This is a genomic window from Melaminivora alkalimesophila, from assembly GCF_000282995.1.
In the GTDB taxonomy this organism is placed as follows: domain Bacteria; phylum Pseudomonadota; class Gammaproteobacteria; order Burkholderiales; family Burkholderiaceae_C; genus Melaminivora; species Melaminivora alkalimesophila.
In genome coordinates this window covers 1-806 of record NZ_ALEE01000035.1, presented here as the reverse complement: position 1 = coordinate 806, position 806 = coordinate 1, and the positions used below count along the sequence as shown (strand labels likewise).

The window sequence follows — 806 nt, the reverse complement described above, 5'->3', positions numbered from 1 at the left end:
ATCGTTGATTTCATTGACTTTCCTGTTCACTTTCAAATCTGCGATTCGTGGCGTCAAACCGTGGTCGGTTTCATCCATTGGTGCCAGTTATCGATGCATTTGGCCGCGAAGGCAGGATTTGGTCAGCATAGCGGTCAACCGGGAAGCGAAACACACCCCGCAAGTTGATGCTCTCCAGCCTGGTGGGCGCAATCTTCCCGATCAGTTCCGGTGGAATGACCTGGCGGCGGTTCGACCAGCGATCCAGGACCGCCTGCATCTGTGAGGTATTCCACGCCATCACGATGTTGGCCATCAGGCTCAACGCATCGGCCACAGCCTGCATTTCATCGACACGTTTGGCCTGCGCCGGGCTGATCCGGCCGGTATAAATGGCGCGCTTGAGGGCGTTAACAGCCTCGCCCCGATTGAGCACCCGGCGCAACTCGTTCCTGAAAGCGTCCTTGACAAAGTAGTCAGCCAAAAACGCCGTACGCAGCAACCGCCCCAATTGCACGCCAGCCTCATAGATTGGATCGCCCTGGGCGGCAGAACCGAACCGCGCAAGAGCTGCCACCGCACTGGCATGTCCGCTCATGACCGAGGCTGCCAGGTGCACCAGACTATCCCAATGCTTTTCGATCAAAGCGACGTCGACATTGGCTTCGCACACCGCAGCGATTTCTGCGGGCACTTTGGTGCCGCGTGGCACAAAGAGGTGGCGCTGTTTGAGTTCCTTCAACCGCGGGCAAAGATCAAAACCAAGCAAACGGGCATGTGACATGGCAAAGTCGGTGTAGCCATGGGTATCCACAGCAAGCTGGCTG

At 57.4% G+C, this 806-nt stretch carries 1 protein-coding gene; it reads right to left on the bottom strand.

What is annotated here, in order from left to right:
• Window positions 1–70: 70 nt before the first annotated feature.
• Window positions 71–806 (bottom strand): Tn3 family transposase (locus tag A612_RS00305; protein WP_141630303.1); only part of this gene is annotated, 736 nt, incomplete at its 5' end.